This is a genomic window from Haladaptatus sp. (assembly GCF_049589095.1).
Classification (GTDB): domain Archaea; phylum Halobacteriota; class Halobacteria; order Halobacteriales; family Haladaptataceae; genus Haladaptatus.
This window is the reverse complement of sequence record NZ_JBAWAC010000556.1, coordinates 1-8,088: the sequence shown is the minus strand read 5'-3', so window position 1 is coordinate 8,088 and position 8,088 is coordinate 1. Positions and strand designations below refer to the sequence as shown.

The 8,088-nt window shown below is 61.8% G+C and carries 10 protein-coding genes; 7 read left to right on the top strand and 3 right to left on the bottom strand.

All coding sequences use genetic code 11. The features are described from left to right. Window positions 1–755: NFACT RNA binding domain-containing protein (locus tag WBV42_RS17605; RefSeq protein WP_423987181.1), on the top strand; the 755-nt coding region annotated here is incomplete at its 5' end. Window positions 756–866: 111 nt separating this feature from the next. On the opposite strand, the gene WBV42_RS17600 is transcribed toward WBV42_RS17605, so the two are convergent. Next, window positions 867–1,802: a DUF6544 family protein gene (locus WBV42_RS17600; RefSeq protein ID WP_423987180.1), complete on the bottom strand. Its 936-nt coding sequence runs from the start codon at window positions 1,800–1,802 to the stop codon at window positions 867–869. 130 nt (window positions 1,803–1,932) lie between these two features. Here WBV42_RS17600 and WBV42_RS17595 point away from each other — a divergent pair, with 130 nt between their 5' ends. Further along, window positions 1,933–2,601, top strand: coding sequence for a DUF4013 domain-containing protein (locus WBV42_RS17595; RefSeq protein ID WP_423987179.1), 669 nt, complete (start codon window positions 1,933–1,935; stop codon window positions 2,599–2,601). Window positions 2,602–2,634: 33 nt separating this feature from the next. Here WBV42_RS17595 and WBV42_RS17590 read toward each other — a convergent pair whose 3' ends face one another. Continuing rightward, entirely contained in the window at window positions 2,635–3,327 is a 693-nt protein-coding gene (locus WBV42_RS17590; RefSeq protein WP_423987178.1) for a DUF4013 domain-containing protein, read from the bottom strand. A gap of 107 nt (window positions 3,328–3,434) precedes the next feature. On the opposite strand from WBV42_RS17590, the gene WBV42_RS17585 reads away from it, so the two are divergent. Both WBV42_RS17585 and WBV42_RS17580 read left to right on the top strand, forming a co-directional pair. After that, a complete protein-coding gene (locus tag WBV42_RS17585) occupies window positions 3,435–4,520 on the top strand; it encodes an mRNA surveillance protein pelota (protein ID WP_423987177.1) in 1,086 nt (361 codons plus the stop codon). Between the two features lie 64 nt (window positions 4,521–4,584). Then, on the top strand, window positions 4,585–5,121 hold the full coding sequence (locus tag WBV42_RS17580; RefSeq protein WP_423987176.1) for a hypothetical protein: 537 nt from the start codon (window positions 4,585–4,587) through the stop codon (window positions 5,119–5,121). On the opposite strand, the gene WBV42_RS17575 is transcribed toward WBV42_RS17580, so the two are convergent. Beyond that, a complete protein-coding gene (locus WBV42_RS17575) occupies window positions 5,118–5,852 on the bottom strand; it encodes an MBL fold metallo-hydrolase (protein WP_423987175.1) in 735 nt (244 codons plus the stop codon). The genes WBV42_RS17580 and WBV42_RS17575 overlap by 4 nt on opposite strands. Before the next feature lie 288 nt (window positions 5,853–6,140). Between WBV42_RS17575 and WBV42_RS17570 the strand changes: the two genes are divergently transcribed. The 3 genes from WBV42_RS17570 to WBV42_RS17560 all read left to right on the top strand — a co-directional run. Beyond that, a complete protein-coding gene (locus tag WBV42_RS17570) occupies window positions 6,141–6,560 on the top strand; it encodes an SRPBCC family protein (protein WP_423987174.1) in 420 nt (139 codons plus the stop codon). 25 nt (window positions 6,561–6,585) lie between these two features. Next, window positions 6,586–6,852, top strand: a complete 267-nt coding sequence (locus WBV42_RS17565) for a hypothetical protein (protein ID WP_423987173.1) — start codon at window positions 6,586–6,588, stop codon at window positions 6,850–6,852. A 61-nt stretch (window positions 6,853–6,913) separates the two neighbouring features. Further along, window positions 6,914–8,088 (top strand): DEAD/DEAH box helicase (locus WBV42_RS17560; protein WP_423987172.1); only part of this gene is annotated, 1,175 nt, incomplete at its 3' end.

Sequence of the window (8,088 nt, the reverse complement as noted above, 5' to 3'; positions counted from 1 at the left end):
AGGTCAAACAGCGCGCCGAGGAGTGGGAAGCCGAACCTGAAGAGGAGCGGACGGAACCGGAGAACATCGACTGGCTCTCGCGGGCGTCGATTCCGGTTCGAAAGCAAGAGCAGTGGTACGAGCGGTTCCGCTGGTTCCGAACTTCGGACGGCTTCCTCGTCCTCGGCGGGCGCAACGCCGACGAGAACGAGGAACTCGTCAAGAAGTACATGGACAAAAACGACCTGTTCTTCCACTCGCAGGCACACGGCGGTCCCATCACCATCCTGAAGACGTCCGACCCGAGCGAACCATCGAAGGACGTAGACGTGCCCGAAGAGAGCAAGCGGGAGGCCGCCCAGTTCGCGGTCTCCTATTCGTCCGTGTGGAAGGACGGCCGCTTCGCGGGTGACGCCTACATGGTCAACCCCGATCAGGTGTCGAAGACGCCCGAGAGCGGCGAATACCTCGAAAAAGGTGCGTTCACGATTCGCGGCGACCGGACGTACTTCGACGACACGACGGTCGGCGTGGCTGTCGGCATCAGCGTCGAACCGAACACGCGGGTCATCGGCGGCCCGCCGTCGGCCATCGAGAAGCAGGCCGAGACGCTTATCGAGGTCGAACCGGGTCAGTACGCCCAAAACGACGCGGCGAAGCGACTGTACCGCGAGTTCCGCGAGCGGTTCGAGGACACGTCGTTCGTCCGCAAGGTGGCGAGTCCGGACCTGATTCAGGAGTTCCTCCCGGCGGGCGGCAGCCGGATGAGGGACTGATTCAGTTTTTGTTCGAAAGCGTTTTCGACCGAATGTCGATGGAATCGGTTTGTGTGGGATGTGGGCTGTCGCGTAGTTTTACGGTCTCGATGAACGAACAGCGACGCGAACTCACCCCATCGGTTCCGTGTGGTGTTCGATCCGCTCGATGTTGGCTCGCCAGTATCTCAGGTCTCCCTCGGGCAGATTCCACTCGACGGCTGCGTCGGTCGGAACGCGGAGCCCGTTCCGGACCTCGTAGTCGGAAAACCGTCCGGTCCACGGGACGAACGAATCGTCCTCCTGCCGGTAGCGTTCGGTCGTGACGCGTTCTACTTCGTCCTGCTCGTTGAAATGAAAGACCAGCGACGCCGACACACCGTCGTGTTCGAGCGTCGCCCTCGCGGAGCGTTCGTCGATTGCCTCCCATTCGACCCCGCTCGCGGGCAACAGCGCGGTCGGGAACCAGACGGCCTCGGCGAGATATCGGACCAACTCGCCTGCGTTCATCTCGGGACTCGGTCCGGCACTGGCAACGGGAATCGCGGAGAGGAGTCGAGCGCGCAAGACCCCCTGATGGCGTTTGTACAGATCCAGAACGTGGACCGAAAGTAGCGGAAGCATCCCGATCTCTGCGTCCCAGACGAACGCGGGCGGACGGACCGAGAAGTGCTGTGTCGCGTCGAGCGGCCGCCACTGTCCATCCCTCCCGCCGAGGCGAAACTGGCCGCGTTGGTCGAGACGAACCGTCCTGACGTACGCTTGTCCCTCCGCGAGCACCGATTCGAAGTACCGCCTGACGGGGTCCGGAAGTCCCTCGGTGTCCGCTTCGGTGAACACCTGCCGCTCGGGGGCGTTCGCATCCGAGCGTAACTCGTCGAGATGGCGTTGGATTTCGCGGTCGAACCGACGCCGACCGACGATAACGGCGAGGACGGCGACGAGCGTACTCGGAACGATCCACGGAATCGTCCGCTGCACGGTTCGGGACTCGGGGAGCATGTCACGATACCACGGTTTCATCGTCCGTAGTTCTGCTCCCGCGAAATCGGATCGGTGATCGTTCAAACGGTTCGGACATGTCCTCTTTTCGGAGCAAACGATTAAGCTCTCAGACGGCGTCTAGGGGCCTGTATCGGGTGAGCCGGGGGGCTCGGCCCGAGGGGGAAAAACAATGTTCAACGAAAGCGTTCAGTATATGAAAGACAGTGACGACGCGGTAACGAAAGTGCTCGTCGGAGGGCTACTCGTCATCTTTAGCTTCCTGATCATCCCGGCCATCGTGCTGGAGGGGTACATGATCCGCGTCCTCCGTGAGGTTTCGGAGGGCGACACGGAGGCACCGATGTTCGACGAGTGGACGAAACTGTTCGTGGATGGACTGAAGGCGCTGGTCATCGCGTTCATCTATCTCCTCGTGCCGACCGTGATCGCCTTCGTGTTCATCGGCGGTGGTGCGGCGCTCGCGAACGACTACGGCGTCGTTGGCGGATTCGTGGCGGTCGTCGGAAGCGTGTTGACGTTCCTGGCCGGAATCGCCGTGTGGTACACGCTGCCCGCCGCGCTCGTTCGGTTCGCCGAGAAGAACACGATGGGGTCGGCGTTCGAGTACGAATCGTACCTGCCCATCCTCCGTGACCGCGACTACGCCACGGGATGGCTCATCGCGCTGGCCGTCGTGGTCGTCGCCGTTGTCGTCGTGAGCGCCATCGCCGCGGTTCCGATCATCGGATGGGTGGTCGGCGCGTTCGTCGCCTTCTACGCCCACGTGATGGTGGCGTTCATCTACGGCACCGCCTACGCGGAAGCCGACGAACACCGACTGCGCGAGGGACCGGAAGTCGAAGAGGGACGACCGGCGGTCTAATACTTTTTAACCGACCGGGCTGTTTTTAGCCGATCAATCCATCGACGTCGCGGTCCGTTCGGTCGATTCCTGTCGGGGAGTGACCTCTTTACCGAACGCCGTTCCGAACATGTAGCATCCAGCGAGATAGAGCCAGAAGTAGAAGAACGGAGCCAGTATGACTCCGAATCCGAGCGTGAACGCGACGAAGACCGCGAAAAACATCCCGCCAGCGATCGCCACGAGCAGCGTCAGCACGACGGCGGTGATGTACTCCGTGCTCTTCAGTACCGGGCCGAGGGTTTCGAAATCGAACGCCGCGCCGATGCTCCCCGTTCGGGCGAGGTTCGTTATCGCAGCGGGGAGGAGATACTGAATCGCGAACGCGAGAACGAGGGTGACGAGGAGGCCGAGCACACCGATGCCGCTAAGCACCCCGGTAGAATCGCCCGAGTTACCGAGACCGATGAGGGTGAACATCACGATCATGATGATGATGGGAACGAGCGCGTACACGAACCCGACGACGAATCCTTTGAGTCCGTCCACGAACATCACCCCCCAATCCGTGAAATCGGGCGGTAGTTCCTCGCCTCTCGACGTCGCCGCCAACACTTGCATCATGTATCCCCCGACGAAGATGCCGGGAATGAGGAGGAAGGAGAAGAACGCCAACGTTCCGCCAATGATGATCCGTGCAATTCCGCTGTCTCCCTTCGTCGGGTATCCTATCGCTTCTTCGAGCATCGTGGTCGGATATCAGATGGCAGGGTTTTAATCCTATCTGATAATTCCGCCGACGAACGAACGCCCGAATAGCAGGGCACTTACCGCCGGAAAACACACTCCTACCCATGCAGATACACGACCGAACGTCCCTCGACGGGAACCGCGAGCGAATCACGCTCGTTCCCGAGAGTCTGGACGACCTCTGGCATCTGACGTATCTCCTCGAACCGGGCGACGAAGTGGCGGGTGATACGACCCGCCGTATCCAGCGCGCCGACGACCAGATGCGGGATACGGGCGGCGAGCGCGAACACATGCACATTACGCTGCAGGTGGAGGACGTGGAGTTTCACCGCTTCGCCAACCGCGTTCGCGTCGGCGGGGTCATCACCGACTGCTCGCGGGAGGACCAGTTGGGCCTCCACCACACGCTCAACGTCGAGGAACGGGAGAAACTCACCATCGTCAAGGAGTGGAAACGCGACCAGTTGGACCGACTCGACGACGCCGTCGAAGCGACCGACAACCCGGACATCGCCATCGCGACCGTCGAGGAGGGCGAAGCGTACATCCACACCGTCGCCCAGTACGGTGCCGACGAATACACTTCCTTCTCGGGGACGACCGGAAAGGGCGAGTACGCGGGTGGCCGGACCGAACTGTTCGAGCAGTTGGCGTCGGCGCTGTCGCATCTCGACGTGGACGCCATCATCCTCGCCGGACCGGGCTTTACCAAACAGGACGCCTACGACCACATCGAGGAGAACTACCCTGATCTGACCGAGATGATATCGATGGTGGACGTGAGTTCGGCGGGCGACCGGGGCGTCCACGAGGTGCTGAAACGCGGTGCCGTGGACGAGGTGCAGGCGGAAACCCGAATCGCCGAGGAGGCGGAACTCATCGATCAACTGATGAAGGGGATCGGCGAGGGTGCGAAAGCCGCCTACGGAATCGAGGAGGTCAAACAGGCGGCCGATTTCGGGGCGGTCGAGCAACTGCTCATCCTCGACGAGCGACTTCGGAAGGAACGCGGCGCGCTCGGCGAGGACGAAGCGGGTGGCGAGTGGGAGATCGACGTGAACGAGATCATCACGGACGTGGAGCGGAAGGGCGGCGAGGTAACCGTCTTCTCCCACGAGTTCGCGCCGGGCGAACAACTTTCGAACCTCGGCGGAATCGCGGCACTTCTCCGCTATCGGCTGAACTGATCGACGCTGATTTTTGGATTCCGGCAAGAACGCTTAACCATCGTCCGCGTGAATTTTCGCGCAGATGTTTCTGTATCTGGCGGGGAAACTGGCTATCGTCGCGGTTTACTACTTCGTCAGGCTGATTCCCGTCGTCGGGCTGAAACTCTCCGACCGGTACGAAGACCAGATGTTCGGTCCGCTCGTCAACGACGTCTCCGTCGGCGGGATAACCGCCGAGCGGTCGAACGGGTCCGTTTCCGTCGAACTCGAACTCGACAACGCCAGCACGCTCGACGCACACATCGTCGGCGGGTCCGTTCGATGGGGCAACGAACAGGAGGGCGAGACGGTCTGTTCGTTCGTCTGGACCGAGCATTTCGATACGCTGCCGAAGAACGTCGAAGCCACGAAAATCGACGGCGAGGGGAGCGGAACGCTTCGCCTCGAACATTGCGTCGATAGCGACGACGTGTGGATGGACGGCGAACTTCGGTTGCGCCGCGTGTTCACGGTTCGGGGACGGGAGATGCCGCTCGGGGTCGCCAACTTTTCGCTGCCGGAAAAATCGGTTTCGGTCGAATCACACGATACCGCGGAGCAGTCGGCGGTCGAAGGTTAGATTTCGACGGACAGCAGGTCTTCCGCGAACCCGACGTCGCCGTCGTACTCCGCCGCGACCGACTTCAACATCGCTTCGTGCTTGCCGTCCGTGTGTGGGTAGAGGTGGGTGAGATACACGCGTCCGATGTCCGTCCCGGAGAGCGCCTCGCCGAGTTGCGACGGCGTTGGGTGGTTCGATACGTCCACTTCGTCGGGGAACGAACAGTCGTGGACGAGGACGGCACTGCCGTCGGCGAAGTTCGCCAACCCGGAAAACGCCTCGCTGTCGCCGCTGAACGTGAACTCGTCCTCGAACTTGTACGCCAGACAGTCCATCGAGTGGCGCGTTTCGAACCCTTCGACGCTGAACCCCGCGACGTCGAACTCCTCGTCAGGGGTGATTTCACGCACCTGCAGGTCGATTTTCCCGTCGAGATAGTCGTGGACGGAGAGCAACCCGTCGAGGAGGCGTTTCGTTCCGGTGGGGCCGACGACTTCGAGGTGTTCCTCCCCGGCAAGCCATCGGGCCTTCAGGAGAGGCATGAGGTCCGAAACGTGGTCGACGTGGTGGTGAGTCAGGAGGACGGTCGAGACGTTTTCGTAGCCGACGCCGGACTGCTGGAGGCGGTGGAGGACACCACTGCCACAGTCCACGAGGACGCGACGCTCGTCCTCTTCGACGACGATGCCCGATTGAAACCGACTCCCGGTCGGCATCGCGCTTCCCGTGCCGAGAAACGTGATTCGCATACGTACCTTCTCGTCGGGAGGGTCAAAAAGCTTCAGCAGTGAAAAACGGTAGCAGTGAGAATGGCTAATAGTCACATATTCACATGGAACAGCCGTAACTCTCCCCTCGAACTGTTCCGACCGACCGATTTCCGATCGGCTCGCGACTGACTCCCGAACGATTCCGAACGTATTTTTTATGCGCCTCGATGACGAACTGTACGACGATTCGGGACACCCCGCCACTGTACCCCACCACTGTAGGTGTGGGGCACGGTGCGGTGGTGTGGGAGTTTCCGAGATTCGATCATGTTCACCGACACGCACAGCGAGGTTCGTTTCGAACGCGGCCCCGACGGTCGTCATCTCGCCGTCTCGCGGGACATCGACGCATCCCCGGATGCGGCGTGGGAGATTCTGACCGACACGACCTACTGGCCAGCGTGGGGACCGTCCGTCACCGGCGTCGATTGTGCCGACCGGGTGATTCGAGCGGGGTCGAGGGGAAGAATCGAAACCGCGTTCGGCATGCCGCTTCCGTTCGAAATCACGTCCTGTGAGGACTTTCGCTGGACGTGGGACGTGGCGAACGTCTCCGCGACCGGCCATCGTGTCGAAGCGCTCGATGGCGGGTGCCGCGTCGTTTTCGAGGTCCCGGTTCTGGCGGCGGCGTACGCGCCCATCTGTCAGCGCGCACTCGGTGAAATCGAACGGCTCGCCGAAGGGTGACTGACGACGGGAAGTAGGAGGACGGATGACTCCCATTCGGTTCCCGAACCCCGTCCCGTCTCCGACGACGAAGACGCTCCACGGTGCGGTCGAGACGGTCGAGGGTCCGTTCGCGGTTGGTGCTGGCGGGACCATCGTGGAACGGACGAGCGACGAGAGTTCCGGCGGGTCCGGCGGGACGAACAACACGAGCGTCGGAACGAACGGGACGACCAACGCGTCGTCGCTCTCGATTCCGGACACGGATAAGACAGTAAAGCGGTATCGTGAGGGCGTCGTGGAGTTCGAGTAACGATTTCACTTTCACCCCGCTGGCATAACCCTCTTTGCCGCCCGCTACCAACGTGGAACAAATGGATGCGAGAGGGCTTCTGGCCCGCGAGGAGTTGGATTTCGACCCCGAGACGGTCGAAATCGCCGACGAGGGAACCCTCGACCTCCTCGAACCGGCAGTGCGGGAGTGGTGGGTCGAACAGTTCGGCGAGTTCGTCCCCGGGAACGGTGGGTTCTTCACGCCGCCACAGCGCGAGGCGATTCCGCTGATTCACTCCCACGAGAACGCCCTCATCGCGTCGCCGACAGGGAGCGGGAAGACACTCGCGTCGTTCACCGCCATCGTGAACGAACTGTTTCGCCGCGAGCAGGATTCCGGACTGGACAATTCGGTCTACTGTCTGTACGTCTCACCGCTGAAATCGCTGGCGAACGACATTCACCGCAACCTCGAACTGCCACTGTCGGGAATCGAGGACAAGATGGACGACGTGAGCGAGGTCCGCCACGCCATCCGACACGGGGACACCGATTCGGCAGCGCGACAGAAGATGCTCGACGAGACGCCGCACATCCTCAACACCACCCCGGAAACGCTCGCCATCCTGCTCAACTCGCCGAAGTTCCGCGACAAGCTCAGAACCGTCGAGTACGTCATCGTGGACGAAATCCACAGCCTCGCGGACGGAAAACGCGGCACGCATCTCTCCGTCAGCCTCGAACGCCTGGAGAACATCGCCCACTCGCCGACGAGAATCGGGTGTTCCGCGACGGTCGAACCGCTGTCGGACATCGCGGAGTTCCTCGTCGGGAGGGCTGAACCCGGCGGTGAGAGTCGGAAGTGCGAAATCGTCGATACGCGGTTCGTCCGGGAGTTCGACCTCCAACTGCAGTGTCCGACCGACGACCTCGTGCACACGCCGCGAGCCGTCGTGCAGGAGCGGTTTTACGACCAACTGCACGAACTGATCCGGTCGCACACGAACACGCTCGTCTTCACGAACACTCGCTCCGGGGCCGAGCGCGTCCTGCAAAATCTCCGCGAGAAGTTCCCCGAGTACGACGAGGAAAATTCCGGGTGTCACCACGGAAGCCTCTCGAAGGAGTCCCGCCAACGAATCGAGGGGCAGTTGAAGGAGGGCGAGTTGGACGTGGTAACGACCTCGACCAGCCTCGAACTCGGCATCGACATGCCGCACATCGATTTGGTGGTGCAGGTCGGTTCGCCGAAGAGCGTGGCCTCGCTGCTCCAGCG

Excerpts from the sequence above, each read along its gene's own strand:
- WBV42_RS17595 (WP_423987179.1), top strand. The coding sequence starts at position 1,933 with ATGAAAGACAGTGACGACGCGGTAACGAAAGTGCTCGTCGGAGGGCTA.
- WBV42_RS17590 (WP_423987178.1), bottom strand. The coding sequence starts at position 3,327 with ATGCTCGAAGAAGCGATAGGATACCCGACGAAGGGAGACAGCGGAATT.
- WBV42_RS17585 (WP_423987177.1), top strand. The coding sequence starts at position 3,435 with ATGCAGATACACGACCGAACGTCCCTCGACGGGAACCGCGAGCGAATC.
- WBV42_RS17580 (WP_423987176.1), top strand. The coding sequence starts at position 4,585 with ATGTTTCTGTATCTGGCGGGGAAACTGGCTATCGTCGCGGTTTACTAC.
- WBV42_RS17575 (WP_423987175.1), bottom strand. The coding sequence starts at position 5,852 with ATGCGAATCACGTTTCTCGGCACGGGAAGCGCGATGCCGACCGGGAGT.
- WBV42_RS17570 (WP_423987174.1), top strand. The coding sequence starts at position 6,141 with ATGTTCACCGACACGCACAGCGAGGTTCGTTTCGAACGCGGCCCCGAC.
- WBV42_RS17565 (WP_423987173.1), top strand. The coding sequence starts at position 6,586 with ATGACTCCCATTCGGTTCCCGAACCCCGTCCCGTCTCCGACGACGAAG.